The organism is Zunongwangia profunda SM-A87 (assembly GCF_000023465.1).
Lineage (GTDB): Bacteria > Bacteroidota > Bacteroidia > Flavobacteriales > Flavobacteriaceae > Zunongwangia > Zunongwangia profunda.
In genome coordinates this window covers 1,522,828-1,541,028 of record NC_014041.1, presented here as the reverse complement: position 1 = coordinate 1,541,028, position 18,201 = coordinate 1,522,828, and the positions used below count along the sequence as shown (strand labels likewise).

At 38.3% G+C, this 18,201-nt stretch carries 13 protein-coding genes; 4 read left to right on the top strand and 9 right to left on the bottom strand.

What is annotated here, in order from left to right; genetic code table 11:
- Window position 1 precedes the first annotated feature (1 nt).
- The gene (locus tag ZPR_RS06785) at window positions 2–1,045 is read left to right on the top strand and encodes an XRE family transcriptional regulator (RefSeq protein ID WP_083759745.1); all 1,044 of its coding nucleotides are present in this window, start codon (window positions 2–4) and stop codon (window positions 1,043–1,045) included.
- 262 nt (window positions 1,046–1,307) lie between these two features.
- Here the strand turns inward: ZPR_RS06785 and ZPR_RS06780 are convergent, their stop codons facing one another.
- The 3 genes from ZPR_RS06780 to ZPR_RS06770 form a co-directional block, all read right to left on the bottom strand.
- The gene (locus ZPR_RS06780) at window positions 1,308–2,060 is read right to left on the bottom strand and encodes a YoaK family protein (protein WP_013070908.1); all 753 of its coding nucleotides are present in this window, start codon (window positions 2,058–2,060) and stop codon (window positions 1,308–1,310) included.
- Between the two features lie 298 nt (window positions 2,061–2,358).
- A complete protein-coding gene (locus tag ZPR_RS06775) occupies window positions 2,359–2,907 on the bottom strand; it encodes an HD domain-containing protein (RefSeq protein ID WP_013070907.1) in 549 nt (182 codons plus the stop codon).
- Between the two features lie 64 nt (window positions 2,908–2,971).
- Complete coding sequence (locus ZPR_RS06770) at window positions 2,972–3,961, bottom strand: hypothetical protein (protein ID WP_013070906.1); 990 nt, start codon at window positions 3,959–3,961, stop codon at window positions 2,972–2,974.
- A 259-nt stretch (window positions 3,962–4,220) separates the two neighbouring features.
- On the opposite strand from ZPR_RS06770, the gene ZPR_RS06765 reads away from it, so the two are divergent.
- Complete coding sequence (locus ZPR_RS06765) at window positions 4,221–4,616, top strand: hypothetical protein (protein WP_013070905.1); 396 nt, start codon at window positions 4,221–4,223, stop codon at window positions 4,614–4,616.
- Window positions 4,617–4,959: 343 nt separating this feature from the next.
- Here the strand turns inward: ZPR_RS06765 and ZPR_RS06760 are convergent, their stop codons facing one another.
- On the bottom strand, window positions 4,960–5,364 hold the full coding sequence (locus tag ZPR_RS06760) for a hypothetical protein (RefSeq protein WP_148211672.1): 405 nt from the start codon (window positions 5,362–5,364) through the stop codon (window positions 4,960–4,962).
- Window positions 5,365–5,379: 15 nt separating this feature from the next.
- Window positions 5,380–6,072, bottom strand: a complete 693-nt coding sequence (locus ZPR_RS06755; RefSeq protein WP_013070903.1) for a hypothetical protein — start codon at window positions 6,070–6,072, stop codon at window positions 5,380–5,382.
- Between the two features lie 332 nt (window positions 6,073–6,404).
- On the opposite strand from ZPR_RS06755, the gene ZPR_RS06750 reads away from it, so the two are divergent.
- Complete coding sequence (locus ZPR_RS06750) at window positions 6,405–8,795, top strand: WG repeat-containing protein (protein ID WP_041578749.1); 2,391 nt, start codon at window positions 6,405–6,407, stop codon at window positions 8,793–8,795.
- 174 nt (window positions 8,796–8,969) lie between these two features.
- Window positions 8,970–9,752, top strand: coding sequence for a hypothetical protein (locus tag ZPR_RS06745; protein WP_013070900.1), 783 nt, complete (start codon window positions 8,970–8,972; stop codon window positions 9,750–9,752).
- A gap of 123 nt (window positions 9,753–9,875) precedes the next feature.
- Here the strand turns inward: ZPR_RS06745 and ZPR_RS06740 are convergent, their stop codons facing one another.
- The 4 genes from ZPR_RS06740 to ZPR_RS06725 form a co-directional block, all read right to left on the bottom strand.
- On the bottom strand, window positions 9,876–10,241 hold the full coding sequence (locus ZPR_RS06740; protein WP_148211671.1) for a hypothetical protein: 366 nt from the start codon (window positions 10,239–10,241) through the stop codon (window positions 9,876–9,878).
- A 45-nt stretch (window positions 10,242–10,286) separates the two neighbouring features.
- Window positions 10,287–10,700: a hypothetical protein gene (locus ZPR_RS06735; protein ID WP_013070898.1), complete on the bottom strand. Its 414-nt coding sequence runs from the start codon at window positions 10,698–10,700 to the stop codon at window positions 10,287–10,289.
- 114 nt (window positions 10,701–10,814) lie between these two features.
- On the bottom strand, window positions 10,815–15,809 hold the full coding sequence (locus ZPR_RS06730) for a DUF4132 domain-containing protein (protein WP_013070897.1): 4,995 nt from the start codon (window positions 15,807–15,809) through the stop codon (window positions 10,815–10,817).
- Between the two features lie 879 nt (window positions 15,810–16,688).
- A complete protein-coding gene (locus ZPR_RS06725; protein ID WP_013070896.1) occupies window positions 16,689–18,188 on the bottom strand; it encodes an FMN-binding glutamate synthase family protein in 1,500 nt (499 codons plus the stop codon).
- Between the last annotated feature and the right edge of the window lie 13 nt (window positions 18,189–18,201).

Here is an 18,201-nt window from a genome sequence, read left to right as displayed (position 1 = left end):
TTTGGAAATAAATAGAGAAATATTAAAGTTGGCTCGAGATTCAAGAGGTCTAAGTCAAAAAGATTTATCTCTTAAATTGGGCATTAAGCAAGGAACACTTTCAAAAATCGAAAATGAATTTTTATCTATAGATGATGATTTAGTTGAACGGTTTGCTACTATTTTAAATTATCCAGTAAACTTTTTTTATCAAAAAAAGGATGTTCATTTAATTTCAGGGCATTATCGAAAAAAAATTACTTTACCACAAAAAGAAGTAAGAAAACAGCAATCTAAAATGACCATTTTGGAGTGGCATTTAGAAAAAATGGTTAGTTCCATTGAACTACCTGAACCAAATTTGCCTAAATGGAATTGTAATTTTGATGGAAGCCCAGAAATATGTGCCAATTATATTAGAGAATTTTGGAAGGTACCTAGAGGACGTATTGAAAATCTTACTAAATTAATTGAAGATAATGGAATAGTTGTTATTCCTTTGGACTTGGGTAAATTAGACGGATTGAGTGTTTTTACTCAATCTGGGATCCCTGTTATTTTTGTAAATAAATCTATGTCTGGTGATAGACATAGATTTAATTTGGCTCACGAACTTGGACATTTAATTATGCACTTTGCTCAAAAAATTGATGAAAGTCGTGATGTTGAAGATGAAGCACATTTGTTTGCTAGTGAGTTACTTATTCCGAGTAGAGAAATAAAACCTCATTTAGTAAAGATTACTATAGAAAAGCTTGCTGAATTAAAAAGATATTGGAAAGTTTCAATGCAAGCTATTTTATTCAAATCTTATAAACAATTATCTCTTATTACTCAAAATCAGTATCATTATTTATGGAAACAAATGAGCTATTTGGGTTATAGAAAAAAGGAACCGGTTTTTATTCCTGTAGAAAAAGCTAAATTAGTTCGAGAAATTATTGACTTACATTTAAATGATTTAGAATATTCAAAGTCAGAATTATCAACTTTATTGAATATTACAGAAAGAGAGTTTGATAAATTATATTTTGATGAAAACAGTAATCTTCGGGTTTTGGTTTAAATTATTACTAATATTACTAATCTAGCAGATTTTTAATTGATTTAAAAGATAGATGTATGAAATTCAGGAGTTTTTGAGCCTAAAACGTATAAATACATCCTTTTAAAAACCGGCAGGAAAGCATTATTCGGTCTGTGAAGTATGTTATCGAATCGGGGTAGTTTGATAGATAACGGTCTCGATTATGAGTAGGGGTGCTATTTAGCACTTTTAGAAATGTTGCGCTAAGCTTATTAAGGGCTAGGCAAGCGCAAGTAATTACTTAATGGCTATGGTGTACCATTTTTCGTTGTTTATATTTTCTCTTCGTAGCTATTAATTTATACCTTATATCATCATAGAATAAACTTATTACTAAAATGACCACTCCTAAAATAAGCGTGTTTAATCTCAAGTCAAGTCTTGAGTAAAGAAATCCGCCGATTATTCCGCCAAGGAAAAAGAAGCAAATTATATACATGCGAAGTTTTATAGTCGCTTTAATTTTTTCCCTATGGGGATGATATTCAGGAAAGAAAAGTTGTGATAATTCAATTCCTAAATCTGTGAACAGTCCTGTTAAGTGGGTTGTTCTTACGACAGCATTTGAAATTTTTGTCACAAAGGAGTTTTGATGTCCCATTGCAAAAAGTAACAGACAGACAATGAGATCAGGATATTTTAGTTCACCAGTATTGCTTATGATCGCAATTGATGATAAAATGAGACATTCAATTAGTGTGGGTAAAACAAAAACATTCAGTTTTTTATTTTCTTTCAGTTTTTCGATTAGGAAACTTGATGAAAAAGAACCAAAAAGGAATGAAAAAATATACAAAAAATAAACTGTCCCTTTCCAAAATTCAAAATTGGAAACATCATTCATAAAGAGTGCAAAATGACCTGTCACGTTTGTAGTCAGTTGCTTAAATTCTAAAAAGCCGGTAACATTTACAATTCCAGAAACAAAAGACAAAATCGAGGCCAGCCGTAGGTTATGTTTTAATGTTCTACTCTTCCCTTGGTGTCTAAACATGTTATTTGCATTTCGTTCGTTTTATCAAATTCTACACACAACCTATGTCATAAACCAACACGTTGTGTTCCCCCCATTTTAGTTCAAGTACTAAGCTAACCGATTTTTTTTAATCTTAAGAGAAATAGGCATCCAGTTTGGTATAGATTTCAGTAGATGTGTGCCAAAACCAGCTCAGGCTAGCTTCTTTATTCTTGCTAAGAAACTCCATATTTAACCGTTTCTCTTACTCGATAATCGAGATTTAAATGTTTCGCAGGCCTGCCTTTGTAAGCAGACAGGTTTGCCCCGACGTCGTTTACTCCTCCAATAGCTTATTGGCTTTTTGATATGCTGCTATTTTTGTGATCAACCTTTTATGCAGGTATTCGTTTTTGTTTTGAAGTGTCAAGGCTATCTGTTGATCCTCTTTGCAGTACTGGGCAATCTTGTCTTTACTCCAATGTTTGGGCGGACTTTGTAAGTTGGTAATTCTGTCTGCTAGTTTAACCAGTCCCACTTCTTTTTGAAGCGCATTTATTCTGGTTAAGCTGTCCGTCTTTCTTTCGGTTTTGGATAGCAGTTTATCATCTTTGGTCAATGCCAGAACAGCTGCAGCTATGGGTTCACCAAATTCAGTTTTCAGTTCTTTAAAATCGGCGGTCGTATCTTCAAGGGTATCGTGTAGCACAGCGACTTGAATGGCAAAACCAATATCAAAATTTGGGTCAGTACTGTAGGCGACAAAGACTTCCATCGCTACATTAGAGATGTGCAGCAGGTAGTTGGCATTTGTTCCCGGGACTGTTTGTGCACTGTGCTTTTCTCCGGCAAACTTTATAGCTTTTTGATAGAATTCCTGTATCATCGTCGTTTAATTTTTTGTAGGCGTTGTACGTGCTGCATCAGACGTTTTTAGTTGGTTAAGTGAACTACCAATGGGTAGGAAACGGCAGCTGCGTTTCTATACCTTCCCAATAGGCTTCAAAAGAGTCTGGATGGTCTATGGGAGTCAGTTCAGTACGGATAATGTGATGCGTTTCAGGATTGAAATACTGAAAAATAACTGCTGTTACCGCTGCCATCGAACGCTTAACAAGCGTATCATCAGCTTCAGATGCATCACTTAAAAACTGAATCCAAACAGCTTCTTTAAAAGTGTCTGTATTTACATACACCTTACTTGCCGGGTGCATTTGGTATTGGTGATCGAGTTGCTTTAAATAATGGGTCGTTTCTTGTTCAATGCTTTTTTCGATCAATTTATAATCTTCTGCTTGCGTATTCAGACTAAAAGAAGTCAGTTTCCAGTCCTCATTTTCTTCAGAAGTGGTTTTGGCTTGTAAAACAGCAGTAGAGTAGGGAGGTGTTTGTAGGTTGAATTCAAAATAATTGGAACTCAATAAATCACTTTTGTTGGTGTTCATCCTTGCGATTAAGGCGGTAAGCGTTTCTTTAAGAAACTCTGGAGTAGGCGTGTTTTTAAACTGAAGTTGCGCGCTATAGTAGTCAAAGTCTAATGCTATGCCTTGCTTTTTTAAAGCAGCAATCATACGTTGTTTGATGCGGAAATCGGCTTCCACTTCGTTGTACTGTTTCTGAATGGATTGTGTTTGAAAGCCCCCCTGCTTAAGCGAATCTTTTTCGTTCATCAATTTAGCGTCAAAATGCAAACCAAACCGAATTTCGGGCGTTTGCTCATCAAAAATTTCCACACTAAACATATTGGGATTCATATTCCCTTCATTCCAAAACCGGGTTAGATTGGTAAAGCCTAATGCTTGCTGGGTATGTTTTTTTAAATAGCGGTCAAGTGTTTTTGCAGCTTTGTCTTTACTCATCCCGCCAAACAGGCGCGCACACGAGCTGAGACCACCCAGGATCACAAGGATTAGCATACCGATATAGATACTCGTTTTCATCTGTTACTCGTTTTTGATTGTATAACCTACACTTCGACTAAGCCTAATGCAGGTAGGCATTGTCTAAATCATCCTATCGGTTGGCTTACAACTTCCGGTAATAGACAGTGTATTCAATCATGTTTAGATAAACTAATCTAAGGCATAATTCAGGGAACACCCTCACGGAATTCCGTGAGATTTTACATTCATTAAAACAGGTCATTTTTCCCATTAGCTTAACCTATACATTTGAAGTATTAATTACAATTAAAAAATTATGGGATTACAAGAAAAGAAAACTGCAAAAGCAATTGAAGATCAATATGTAGCAGATTATCAAAAAGAAATTAACGAGATTGTAGGGAAAGAAGTTCCGGTAACTATCAACTGGGACACTTTTGAACTGGACTTTATGAAGTTTGTACCTAGCGTGTGTTTGCAACGTCTTACCGATGCTTTTAAAGAAGTGTGTGCAGATGATATGGGGAAAGAAGCGGTGCAGGAAACCATCAATTCTGTAGCGGTTTATTGTATACCTAATGAAGGCGCTGAAGAGAAGAAAGAATTGAAAATAGCAGACGGTGTATTTTCGCTTACTGCCTGTTGGGGTGGTCACCACAGCGGTTATTTTCCTGATATTGCTATAAAAGAATACTTAGAAAATAATCTATAATCGCCTGAAGTTAGGAGTTTATATAAAAAAACGGAAAGCTGCATCCAGCTTTCCGTTTTTTTGTGATTAAAAGTAAGATTCGTTACCTTTAATTTGTGATAATTGCTATGCGGGTCAGTCCGGGCGAGAGCCGACGCGTACGGCTTGATCTGGAATCTTATACTGTGATAAAAAACAAAGTCTTGAGGATGCGAACCTGAAACAAGCCCACCTGGCGAACGGGCTGGTTCCAGGTTCTCTTAATGATATAATGAGTTTGATGAGATTCTAAATTAAATTCAGAATGACGGTTTAGTCACTTTTTAGACAGTCTCTGTTGGTTTTTGGGAAGTATGGAGAAGTACTAGTTCATCTGTACTTGATTGATGGTAACCTCTTTTAGCTGTGCGGCAAAATAGCCGTTTTGTTGATAGCCGCTATTTTCGGTAAACGATTGGCTATAGCTATTTAGAATAGACTGTTTAAAATGAATGCTTAAGCTGGGAGCTTTTTCATTTTTAAAGAAAATGTGTACCACACCAGACCACGTACCGGGGTGGTTGGCGATCCATTCTAAAAACAGTTCGTCTGGTTCTTCCCGATTGCAGCCCGAGGCGTGCACATCTATTCGTTTTTCAGATTCATCAGCTATAGGGTAAGCAGCAGAAATGCTATAATCAAATTGCTGCAAGAGGTATTGCTGTTGAGTATGTTCATCTTTGTTTAAAAGAAGTTCGATACGGTCTATAACGGTATTAGGTGACATCATCAGTAGGGGTTAAGGTTATAAATTCTTTTCGATTGCGTTTTGAAGTTCGGTTTTATTCAACACGCTTTTCCAGCCTTTTTCCAGACTGAAAGTAATGCGAAGCACGCTATCGCTTAATTCAATCGTATTTGCCTTTGCAAATTCAAACTCAATAGCATCAACAGTTTCAGAAAAGGCTTCTTTTGCCAGGTTGTTTTCGGCAAGGATAACGAGCGTTTCTTGTAGTAAATTAATCGCTTTTTTAGCGTAGTATTTTTGGGTATCGCTTGGGTTTTCTCCCGCATTAAACACGATGCTCAACGTTTTTCCCAGCGGTTCCTGAAGTGCTACACCAGCAGCTTTTAGTTCTTTTTTAAGCTGAAGCTGTGTGGGCACCTCTTCTGGTCTGGGCGTAAACGGTATTTTCCCATCAGATAGCAGATGTACGTAATCTTTTACGTTTTGCAACATAATACACGAAATACTATGAAAACTTACATATTGCAAATCGGCCTCATTGTCGTACCAATTTCCAATTAACACCACCCCTTTATCGCGATCGTAATTTATAAAGTAACCCGAAATGGTACCCTCTGTATTGCTAAAGCTAATCTTTGGCATATTTGGGTTCTCCTGTTTGCGCTCATGGTCTGCAACTTCCTGAAGTATTTTTAAAACTTCATTCGTCTCTAAAACAGGTAACTGCAACATGGTCTTAAAATTCATCATTTTATCGTTTTAATTTGATTACAAATTTGGAGGTTAATGAGCAGGATTTTATACCTGTATTCCGTGAAATTTAAGATTCACGCTTGGGGATTTTTGAATACACGCGCTTCTTAAAAAATTCACAAACCCTGAAAACCGGGGGTATTTAGTTTTAGAAAATCAGTTCTTTTGGGCTCGAGTTGCACTTGAAAAAAAAAAGCGGTCCTGTGTTGGCCGTAACTATTAAAATCGACCAAAAGCAACAAGGTACCATCGCGATGATGCTAAACGCCTGATTGCTTGTTTTGTGTACGATTTGTAGTACCCATGCTAGAAAGAAAAAGAATAAACAAATGAAAATCATCCCCAATCTTAATTACTCCATTTTGCTACTTGCTGCACTATTGTTTTTAAATGCGTGTGATAGTGCCAAAAGCGTATCCCGTCAATCGATGAGTGCTGCTAAAACGCCTATTGATACGGTAAGCTTCGATAAAAGCTCTCGTTTTTTTCAAGGCATAGCACGGGTAGAAAAAGACAGCAGTACCTTTTTTATCAACACCAATGGAAAACGCGTGTTTAAAAATTTGATACACGAATTTCAGCCATTAGACAGCGTTTCTCCTACGAATAACGGAATGCTAAGCGTATATAAGAATGAGAAAAAACTCATGCGCATAGTACAGCTTGATAACGGAAACTATGGCATGCTGAATGATTCAGCTGAATGGGTATTGCAACCGGAGTATGATACCATCGCATTGCTCTATGATCGTTATTTAAAACTGGAAAAAGAAGGAAAAACAACCTATGCCGATACCTGGGGCAACCTAATAGTTCCCTTTGAATTTGATGATGTTCAAATACTAGGTCCCCGCTATTTTAATGTAAAAAAGGATGAAAAATGGGGTGTTTATGATGCTGAACACAACAAGGTGATCATCCCTTTTGAATACGATGATTTTGATTACTGCAGCGGTTGTGGCAAAAAGCCCGATTATTTTTATGCTGAAAAAAATGAAAAATGGGGCGTTATCAATCTCAAGAATGAAGTGTTGGTGCCTTTTAACTATCAACACATCCATTCAAATATGCGAAGTGATGAGTGGGTTGCCGCATTTAGAAAAGAAGGAAAAAACGTCATTATAAATATTCCGCAGCAAAAAGAATTTGCAGCCCCTGAGTATGATAGCTTTCAGATTGAAAACGGACATTTAATAGCCGCAAAAACCATAGATGATCACCGTTATTATGGGGTGATTAACCGCAAGGGAGAAGAAGTCATTCCTTTTGAATATTCAGGAATTTATAATTCGTATTCAAGCTTTCAATCGGGGCCTTATTTTTCGATTAAAAAAGATGAAAAATTTGGAATTATAGATACGTTGGGCAAGGTTATAATTCCGCCAAGTTATAAAAGCCAATTACGCGTGCAAGGTCATTATTTCATCAGTAGAGAAAACCGCAAAGTTGGCGTGCTTGATCGGGAGAATACAGAAGTATTGCCTCCTGGTTATGATGAGATTATCATGACTGAAATGAAAACTGCCGACAATAAAACGGAATCTATTTTTAAGCTAACCGCCAATGAAAAATATGGGTTTTACATTCCCAAAACCGGTAAACGTATTCGCCCAACCTATGATAAGATCCATTTTTTAAGCAATGGGCAGCGTACGCCTTATGTTTCCAGAGCAGAAAGTAAAGGATTAATCAGCTTAGAGAAAGACGGAAAGACTAAACTTTACAATCTAAATACCCATACTATGATTGCTGATAATTATGTTGCTCCTAAATTTCTGCCACATCAAAAAATGCTTGTAAGAAAAGAGGATTATGGTGATCAAGGCCTTTATGATTTAAAAGAAGATACGTTAATCCTACCGATAGAATATAAATCTATTCAGGTTTTTGAAGCGCAACCCCAGCTTATAAAAGTGGTAAAAGAAGTAGGGAATTATCAAACCCAGGCAGGTCTTATGGATGAGGAAGGTAAAGAAGTACTTCCGGTACATTATGCAGAAATCGAAGCATTGGATGCCGCTACGTTTTTACTGCACGAGAGAGACAGCTTGTATTACAGCTATTCGGTTAAAGCTCATAAAAAAGAAAAGCTTCCGTTTACAAACGTGCTTTTAAATGACAGCACTTCTTTATTGAGCGTTCAAAAAAACGGGAAAATGTATCTGTATGATTATAAACGAAAACAGCTTTTGCTTAACGAGGGATATTCGGAAATTCAACAATTGAAAAATGGAAATTTTATCCTATTTCAAAAAGACAGCACCGATCAATTGAAATTTGGGTATGTCAATGCAGCAGGAGAACTTATGGTTCCGGTAATTTACGATACCAAAGCAACCCTGTTTTACCCAATTCTTGAATTCGAGCACTATCTCCTGTTGTTAAAAGAAGATAAAGCTACCGGAAAAATGCTAGAGGGGTTTGCATCTCTTGAAGGAAAAATTCTAGTTCCTCCTCATTTTGATAAGGTGTATCCTGAAGAAAGCGGAAATGGCTTTTTAACCATAAAGAATAACCGCTACGGCGTTATTACTGCTGATGGAAGAGAGCTATTAAAACCCTTGTATGTCATTGGGATTTACGACCGTTTCAATAGTCGTACCCAAGAAATGAGCTTTAAGTTTCCCGTACCTTTTGAACACGAAGGCGTCTGGCAGTTTATGAGGGAAGACGGAACCAAAGTACCTATAAAAGCCCAGGATTTGATATTGTTTCAATAGAAATACTGCTTAAAACGCTGCTTATTTTGAGTTTTCTATACCTACAACGAAGCTTGCCGTTTCTACAGATGTTCACCTTTAAAAACCTAAAATCACTGAAAACAGGGTGGTTTTTTAGGCCAAAAGTTGAGTTCTTTGGCCGTATCAATTACCCTAAACTAAAACGACTAAAACATGCTAGTTAAACAGCTTAAACGTACCATACTCATTTCCCTAATTTGCTACAGTGGCTTTACCCATGCGCAAACTACAAAGGATAAACAATTAGATAAATACCACGGTTTCTTTAAGAGTGCTGATACAGATGCTCCTGTGATCTTAGGAATGAATGCTAAAAGAAAGCAATTTGTAGTTAAAAAGCCAGCTGCTGAAACAGACGCGGTCAATTATTTTCAGGGAACATTTACGGTGAAAAACGATACGGCTTATGCAACGACAACTGCAGATCAGGATGCAATAAAGCTTTACGGAAGCCATGCTGATGCTGTTGCTGATGAACAGCTGGTGATTTACTTTAGAAAACTTGACCCTAAACGCATACGCGTAAAAACGGGTAAAGATTTTGATGCCTCTACATTTATTGCCTCTGAAAAGTTTAAAACAGAAAGCGATAGTGTTTATTCTTTGCAGGTAAAGAAAGGTGATACTTTGTGGATAGCTCTAGCTATTGGGGAACAAGAAGGACATAGCTATAGCTTTTCGCTTCAGGATACCCCTTACAATCAACTATTAGTACAACCCAATTATGCTCAGGTAATAACTTGGGTTGAAAAACCGATTTACATCAACGATGAAGATGAAATTCATTCGCTTTTTGATGGGGGAATCCGTTTAAAACGCGTTGCACGAGCGCGTATGTATCCATCGCTACCCATGATACCTTCTAATCCTCGATTTAAAGGAACCCGCTACTTCCCAATAAATCGGGAACAGCTTTTTAAACTCCCGAAAGAATAAAGTTAGTTACAGATTTGGAATGTATTTACTCGATAATCGAGATTTAAATGCTCCGAGACTTGTCTCGTTCTAAAAATATATTGTTCAGCTTAATGCTTCGCGGGCTTGCCCCGAAGTAGTTTACTAGTGATCCAACACCATATTCAAAATTCTCAGTACTTGATTTTTTTCATCTAAAGCATAGGTTCCTTTCCCGGAAACCGGAATGGTGGTAAGAGCATGCATGCTGCTTGTATGCGGTTCTTCCAGATGTACATCAAAAGAGAATTCGGCATTTTTAAACGCAAAGGTTTTGTTGGCCGCATTGATGGTAATCGCTTCCGCAGCCAGTTTTACTTGCCAAATACTTGGCGCATAATTCCCCAGCTCTTTTTCTACGAGCAACTTAGACCAGCAGCTGTGCATCATGCATATTAAGTGAGCTAATTCTTTTTGCATCTTAGTAGAAGATGGGGCTGATCTAAAAGTTTTAGTTGTGCTTGGCATCATCAATCTTTATGATCAGGAATTTTTAGGGATTCAACACGTTGTAGCTTACCAATAGGTACCTACCAAAAAGGTCATTCGTATAAAGGTCACAACACTTTGGGAAGTAAGCTGTAGGGGTGTTTTCAGATCGGTAACTTCTTCATCATCGATAAAGACCAGGAATAAACCGTCTTTAAAGGCAATGCGTACATTATCGATGGCTTCTTGCTCGTTAGCTAAATTTTTATTGGCTAAATCTCCAAAATCTACTTTTCCGCTTGTAGCTTGGTCTTGAATTTCTGACGGACTTAAAAAACCAATTACATTTACTGCTAAGCGTTTGTTATTAAAGGCTGCTACCTGATTTTTTACACAAGCGATGAGTAGGTCTTCTAAGGTTTGTGGGGTTTCTGCCAGGGTGAAGGGTACCTTTTTTACCTTTTTCTTCCCCAATCTTTTTAATTGTAACGTGAGTTGCATAGTGAACGTGACTTTTGCGTTAGCGATTGTCGTGAAAAGCCCACAGTGCGCGAGCACGCGGACTTGTAACAGAAAGCGCGCCCCACGGGAGTGGGGAACGCCCTCATGCTACTATTAATTATTGATTTGTGCCAAAATGGTAGGGTCTTGTATTTTATGATCTTCGGCCAGGAGTTTCATTTTAGAAATAAGCTCGGCGGTTTTAGGATCATCATCTACAAAGGGTAAAAATAGACGGCCCCGATGCTGACTGTGTACGGGCAGGATAGAAAGTGCCAATCCGTTTTTACTTACCTGTGCACTGCCTAAGTGAATGCTGTATTCGCCGAGTTTTCCCTGGATTAAAATATGGCGGTTTTTAACTTCAATATTGTCAAGCTTAAAGAGTCTCGCAGATTCTAGGGCCAGTGCTGCACGCATTTGCATCGTACTGTGACTGGCTTCAGGATCTACACCGCCTACGTGGGCGACGCTCACCACTAAGTCTATATCGCGCATAATTTCGCTAAAGACTACCGGCGGAATTTCGCTAAGCGGAATGGGCTTATAGTCGGTTAACGCATGAAAACACACTTCTTCTAGTGTAGGTGCTTCTACATCTGAAGGTGAAAACCAATCGGCCATCGCATACATCGTAGCCATAAATCCGCGTTGATGATAGACTTTTTGCAAGCCTTCGTCCCGGTTAACCGTCCAGCCCCGGCTGCGCAATAAAGCTGCGGTTTTGTTAGGCTGAATTTGATGCCCTTCGTAGCGTTTAGATCGGTATCCGGTTTCCCGTTCTTCTTGGGTGATCACATACAACTCCCTAAATACTTGTTTAAAAGGCTGTACGATGCGTTCGGCAAAAAGGTGTTTCTGGTATAAATCCCATTCTACGGTTTGAAAAAGATGAGCAGGGTGGGCAATAACCAAGACCTCTTCTTTGGCTAACGGGTGTGTTTTTCCGGCTACGTTGGTTAAGGTGCCGTTTTTATAAAAACCGCTGATTTCTTTTTCTGGAGCAAACAAGACCAATTGGTGAAGCATTGCTTTTACAATAGGATGCAGCATAAGCTTCTGTATTTCTGCAGCGGTAAACGGGTCTTCATTAAGCATCGCATTTTCTAAGGACAAACGCGTTCTTTTGTATTGTTGCGTTAAATACGCTTTATGCTCTTTTAGTTGAATAACCGATTTTTCTTTGCGGTACTTTACCGGGATTGATTTTAAGGGTTTTCCGGCTTTGGTTACCTGAATACTTGCTTTACCTAAGGTGTTAATGACCAGTTTTAATTGGGTTTCATCAAGGGTTAGGGTAGCATTTTCCATAATTTCCTGAGTTGCTTTGGCTTCCATCGCCCAACTGAAACGCACGCGGTCTTGATAGCCTGCGTTTCTGGATAGGTTGTCTAAAGCAATTGTCACAGCTAGATTTTCACTTTCTTGACGCTGGGCTCCAAATTGTTTACTTTCTTTTAAAAACTGCTGCAAGAGGTTGTAGCGCTTTAATAAATCTTTTTCGGGGACGGTTTTACTAAGCGGAATTAAGCCCAGAGCCCGAACGTAATCTTTATCGCGTTTTTCTTTGATTTTTTTAAGGGTTTCGGTGATTTTTACTTCGCCCAACATCACACTGGAATATAATTTTACCTGACGGTGACCGTTTCCATCAGAAATATATTTGGCCGCATCGTGTAAAATTTTCCAATTTGATTTTCCTAGATTTTTATAGACTTTATTGAACCAATCGATATCAATAGCGCCGATGGCAAAATCTGATTTTGGAATGTTGGAATACCGGGAAATGATGGTTTCTTTTTCACTACTCATATAGCCTGAAACGTGCGCCTGAAACCACCAAACGGCATCTTCTAACTTTTCTAACCCCAGATATGCGCCTACATAACCTGCCCATTGTGTGGCATAGCACGCCAATTCGATTAAGCGTTTTTTGGGAATTTTGGCTTCGTCAGCAAGCGCTACAAAATCGGCATAACTCTCTGATTCACCGGGAATGCTTTTTCTAAGTATGGCACTGAATTTTGATTTTTTACTGTCGTTATAATAGCTATACCCGCGTTCAAAAGATTCTTTGCCTAAGCGTTGTAAAATTTCAAATACGTAATGGGTACCCGGTACTGTTTGTATATGCCCGATATAATCTGAAGCTTCTGTGGGTAAATCACCGCGTTCTAATTCGACTTGCAGGAGATTGGTTTTAAGGGGAGCAAATACGTGTGGCGGAATTGGATTTTTAGGAATTTTACCGCTGCGCATGCGGTAATTGAAGCCACCGTCTATAATGGACATCAATTCTCCGGAATATAGTGCCTGAAACAAGAGATCATCCTCATTGATCAGCTTGTTTTGATACAACTTAATGGTTACCTCGATCTTGGGAGCAGGCATGTCCCTGGCATTTTTAACTTTTCCTGCTGCGACTTCCTGAAGTTGCGAAACCGGGTTGGGGTGCCCCAGGTATTGAGCGGTTAAGTACAGGTGCAAATCCCAAAGCTTTTTTAGTTGATCCAGGCTGGCATTCTCTAGTTCATCTTCATCCAGGCCTCCTATAAATTGCGAAGCTATACTCGTCCAATTGGAAGATTGTATGGAATAGTCATTTTGCTTAAAGCCTGTTTTTTTATGCTTTTCGGGAAAATTAGCAATTATATCTTCTAAGAGATCTAATTTAAAATTGATGAAATTAGCCTGATCTTGGTAAACTTTGAAGAGCCTTTTTAGAACTTTTAAGTACACTTGATTTTTTCCATAATACGAACGTGGATTATGCTCTATGGCTAATGCTTCGAGATTGGGAATGTATTGTTTGCCAAACGGAATAAGCGTGCTGTAGTAACTGTACGGGTTATTGGCATTGGCTATAAAACGAATAGCCATATACATTTCATAATCGTTAAGTTGGCTATGTTCATACCATTCTATCCAAAGCTTGGCTAACGGGAGGTTATGCAATTCTTCTAAAGGGGTAGGGTCTTCTAATTCTTTAATGTCGTGAATGCCCTGTCCTAATAATTGGGTAGTGGTTTCTCCCTGATAGCCTTCTCGCTCGTATTCATAATTGCGCTGCTCATGGATGCGTTTAATCAAATTATTTACGGCTTCACTAATTTTTTTAGGGTTGATAAAAGCGCTTAACTTATTGCTTTTTCCTGCAGAACTTACAATACCCAGCTTATCGAAAAAGTTGATCTTGGTTTGAAATTTGGGTTGGGGGGTATACAGCGGACTCAGGTTGCTGTAGTCTACAGCTCCAAAACCAGTACTAAAGGTATTTGCGTGTTCAGACTTGGTGAATTTGTCCAGGAAGACTTGTTCATTTTTGGAGTGTTTGGGACGCGCTTTGTAGCGTTCTATTTGTTGGTTGATAAACTCGGGATATTGATCCTCGTTATCTAAAATCGATAAAATTTCGAGTCCCGCTAAACGCTGATTTACATTTTTAGCTTCTATTAAATGAAGGGTAGTGGTCTGTAAAATGGGTTCAGGTTGATGGACCACCAATTCTATTAAAGCCGAACGTAAGGTTTTACTTTTACGACTTAGTAATTCTTCAGCAAGCATCAGATCTTCTTCATAGAGCGGCATCACATAAAAGAGTTGAATACCGGTAGCCATTACGGTTTCATTTCGGTTTTTAATGGCTTGATGCGCTAAGTTTCGTTTCCAGGAACCGCGTTCGTAATCGTAATCGGCTTGCGGTTGTGGTGCACTTTTTTTGCCCCAATAATAGCGATGACTGTTGGGAAACACTTTACGAATGTAATTTTCTCTATATACCGAGGGAAGCTGATCGATATCATCAGCGAGCAGGGCTAATTGTTCCTGGTTAGCCTGATTGATAAGAAAATTGAAAAACGATTCTGAAGTAGGCTGAAAGTCAAACCACGAAAATATTTTTCCTGATTTTTGTGCTTTTCCGTTTTCAATAGCTTGAGCGACTTCATATACGCGTTGAAAAAGGTCGGTATCCAATTCGATTTGGGGTAAATTTAAAATCACCCAATGATCGATAGCCGGATCTTTACCCAGCTCTTTTTTAAAATAATCAACAATAGAGGTGTTGGTCCTGCCGGTTTGCGATACAAAATAAAGCGCTGCTAGTTTGGTGTCTCTATTTTCTGTTTGATATACCCGATTTAAAGCTTTTTGATTGGCCAAATCTACATCTACAATCCCTACAGCCCAGAGTGCTACATACACTTCTATATTATCTCTGCTGTTAAGGAGTTCGTCAACCTTATCGCTATTATGAATTAAGCTTTGGGCAAGCTGTAGGATTCGATTCACCGTAGCTTTTTTAGGCGCTTCCCAATTAAAACCAAACCATACATTAACAGCTCTTACCACACTGCTAAAACGGGCCAAGTCATTTTCTAAAATAAGATTGATAATGTATTTAAGCGCTCCTAAATGGGTCTCATCTAAGCTTTCTAAAATAGTTTGTCGCAAGCCTTCTTGCCGTTGCGCTGCAAGGAGTAAGTTGCCTACCAGTTCCCAGTTTTTTTGTGCTGGGGTAAGCAATAGGCCCTTGATAAGATCGTGACTAACACCGCCTATCTCGTCTTCGCCCTGAATGATATCAACTACCACTTCAGCTACCAGTTCTGGTTTTTGGGTGAAGATAGAAGCAAAGAAGTAGCTGTTTCCGCGATCGTAATAGGTGCTGTATTGCAATTGCTCGTGAAGTGGTAAGCTGCCCAGTCCTAAACGGCTCAGGCTTAAAAAGCGTCTAAAGATGTTGATTTTTTTAGTGAGCAGCTGGAAGCTGGCTTTCGATCTAAATGCTTTTCTAGCATAACCTTCCTGATAGGGAAGGGAGTCGATAAGCTGCCACATCATACCTAAATAGGGTGCTTGAATTTCTCCAAACAAAAACACACCCAATTGCATGCCTTCTTTGCTAGACCAAGGATTCATCGTTTCTGGTGCTGCAAAACTGGCTGTTAAATCAGAAGCCGTATAGTAATTGTATTGGTCTTTTTTGAGTTGAGTAAGTACCCAACCCAGTTTTTGATACGGTGCTGAAAATTGATGGAAATCTTCTTTTTTTAGATCAGCTTTTTTAAATCTGGAAATGTATTTATGAGCTTGTTCGGTAGGTATCATAATCGATGATCTTTAGAATCGCGTTTAATTTTCTGCAAGATACCTAGCTTATGGCTTTATTTACTCCCTGTTTATGGGGATATTTTTAGGGAAGGCGTTAAATATCCCTAGGCTTGCCGTATTAGTAGAGGTTATAAGTTATAAAACGTGTTCTACTAAACTGCACCGAGGGGCTTGCCCCGACGAATTTACTGTTTTAAAGGTATTGTCTCCTATTGGATATTCAGGTTATCTAGTATATCTATTTAAATTCTGTTCAAACTCAAAGAGAAAAAGGAGCCAGGGTAGATTCTTAGTATCAATATGCCTAACGCCTATTTTCGTTCGTAAATTGGACGCTTACCTCTTTCACTTTAATTCATATATTTTAATAACCAGCAAGCCTAGGAGTGTTATTGTTGCCTGTATGGCACAACATAAACACGTTATTGAATAAAACGATAATTCCCATTTATCTGGATTACCAATTATCCGTTATGAATGTTAGTTTATTTTTTGATGAGCCTTTTAATCGTATTCGTTAGGCCAATAAAGTTTGAGTTTTTATGAGGCTAACCAATCCATAAGATTCTGAAATTTATACACAATTAGCTATAAAAACTTTTAGAAAAAGAACAAAATCAGTTAGATTATTACTTTAATTAAAAACAGATTTATACAACTTTTTGGTTTATAGGTAGGGAACTATAAGAAAATGAAACACAAACTAGGGAATACAGAAATTCAAGATATCAATACGGCGCTGCCGCCGTTAGATTGAAAGCTTAAAAGTTTAGAGTTAGAAAGTTCGAGTTTTAAATTTTCTATTATATCATTTTCAAATCAATCCGTTCTCTCCTCTTGTTTCTTGCTTCTAAAACCTAGTAGTGGTGTCTTTGTCTATATTCTAACAGTTTCAGGATAGATGCTATCGTAACTTACGATTTCTTCTCCTACTTTTTTATGAATTAGGCTACGATTTAATTCTTCAAGATTGGAACAACCGGCAGCTGCAAAAAGCTCTAGGAAATCTTTTAGGATTTCTTCGTGGTAGTTTCTTACACGTTTCCACTTATCTTCTACCACAAGTCCTCTCATAAATTTAGGATCGTTAGAAGTTACTCCCGTAGGACATTGATTGGTGTTACATTTTAAAGCTTGAATACATCCCAATGCTAACATCATTCCACGAGCTGAATTACAAAGGTCTGCGCCTAAGCATAAAGCACGGAAAATATCGAAAGCGGTAAAGATTTTTGTAGCGGTAATAATCTTTATATCCTTTTTTAAATCATATTTTCTTAGCGTATCTACTACAAAAACAAGTGCTTTTTCCCACGGCATTCCCACATAATTTGAGAAATCAATGGGGGCAGCTCCCGTACCACCTTCAGCACCATCTACGGTAATAAAGTCAGGTTTTATTCCGGTGGCTTTCATTGCTTCGCAGATATCAATAAATTCTTTTTTGTTACCAATACATAGTTTAAACCCAATAGGTTTTCCATTGGACAAATCACGGAGTTGTTGGATCCATTTCAGTAAACCTTCAGGGGAATCAAATGCAGAGTGTCCCGGAGGTGATAATACATCTGTATGTGGTTTTACTCCTCGTATTTCTGCAATCTCTTCGGTGTTTTTAGCTGCCGGTAATACGCCTCCGTGACCGGGTTTAGCTCCTTGGGAGATTTTAATTTCAATCATTTTTACTTCCGGATAGGCGGCAACTTTTTCATATTTTTCAGTTGAAAAATTTCCATCTTCTGTTCGACAACCAAAATAACCGGTTCCTATTTCGTATACCAAATCACCTCCTTTTCTGTGGTAATCTGAAATACCACCTTCTCCGGTATCGTGGAAAAAGTTTCCAGCTTTTGCTCCTTTGTTAAGTGCCATTACCGCATTACTACTCAACGCACCATAACTCATTGCCGAAATGTTGAATAAGCTGGCAGAATAGGGGTGTTTACAATCCGGTCCGCCTATGGTCACTCGGGGAGCTTGATCTAGTTTTTTGGTAGGATAAATGCTGTGTTCCATCCAGGCATAGCCTTGCTGGGTAACGTCTAATTCGGTACCAAAAGGATGATTTTCTTTTTCTTTTTTGGCTCGCTCGTAGATATAACTGCGATGATTCTTGTCAATAGGTTTGCCATCGGTATCACTTTCTACAAAATATTGGTGCAATTCTGGACCAATGAGTTCCAGTAGAAAACGCATATGACCAAGGACAGGGAAATTTCGGGTGATGGAATGCTTTTTTTGAACGATATCATAAATACCCAAGATAATGATAGCGGCTGCCATTATTGAAAATCCCCAGGCAGGCCAGATTGCCGTGCAAACGATGAGGGCGACAATAATTAATGCTATTGTTGTAAACCGTATAGCTTCTTTCATATTAAAATAGTGT

What these genes read in the sequence shown, in the direction of transcription:
- ZPR_RS06780 (WP_013070908.1), bottom strand. Translation starts at nt 2,060, where the DNA reads ATGTTTAGACACCAAGGGAAGAGTAGAACATTAAAACATAACCTACGG.
- ZPR_RS06775 (WP_013070907.1), bottom strand. Translation starts at nt 2,907, where the DNA reads ATGATACAGGAATTCTATCAAAAAGCTATAAAGTTTGCCGGAGAAAAG.
- ZPR_RS06770 (WP_013070906.1), bottom strand. Translation starts at nt 3,961, where the DNA reads ATGAAAACGAGTATCTATATCGGTATGCTAATCCTTGTGATCCTGGGT.
- ZPR_RS06765 (WP_013070905.1), top strand. Translation starts at nt 4,221, where the DNA reads ATGGGATTACAAGAAAAGAAAACTGCAAAAGCAATTGAAGATCAATAT.
- ZPR_RS06760 (WP_148211672.1), bottom strand. Translation starts at nt 5,364, where the DNA reads ATGATGTCACCTAATACCGTTATAGACCGTATCGAACTTCTTTTAAAC.
- ZPR_RS06755 (WP_013070903.1), bottom strand. Translation starts at nt 6,072, where the DNA reads ATGATGAATTTTAAGACCATGTTGCAGTTACCTGTTTTAGAGACGAAT.
- ZPR_RS06750 (WP_041578749.1), top strand. Translation starts at nt 6,405, where the DNA reads ATGAAAATCATCCCCAATCTTAATTACTCCATTTTGCTACTTGCTGCA.
- ZPR_RS06745 (WP_013070900.1), top strand. Translation starts at nt 8,970, where the DNA reads ATGCTAGTTAAACAGCTTAAACGTACCATACTCATTTCCCTAATTTGC.
- ZPR_RS06740 (WP_148211671.1), bottom strand. Translation starts at nt 10,241, where the DNA reads ATGATGCCAAGCACAACTAAAACTTTTAGATCAGCCCCATCTTCTACT.
- ZPR_RS06735 (WP_013070898.1), bottom strand. Translation starts at nt 10,700, where the DNA reads ATGCAACTCACGTTACAATTAAAAAGATTGGGGAAGAAAAAGGTAAAA.
- ZPR_RS06730 (WP_013070897.1), bottom strand. Translation starts at nt 15,809, where the DNA reads ATGATACCTACCGAACAAGCTCATAAATACATTTCCAGATTTAAAAAA.
- ZPR_RS06725 (WP_013070896.1), bottom strand. Translation starts at nt 18,188, where the DNA reads ATGAAAGAAGCTATACGGTTTACAACAATAGCATTAATTATTGTCGCC.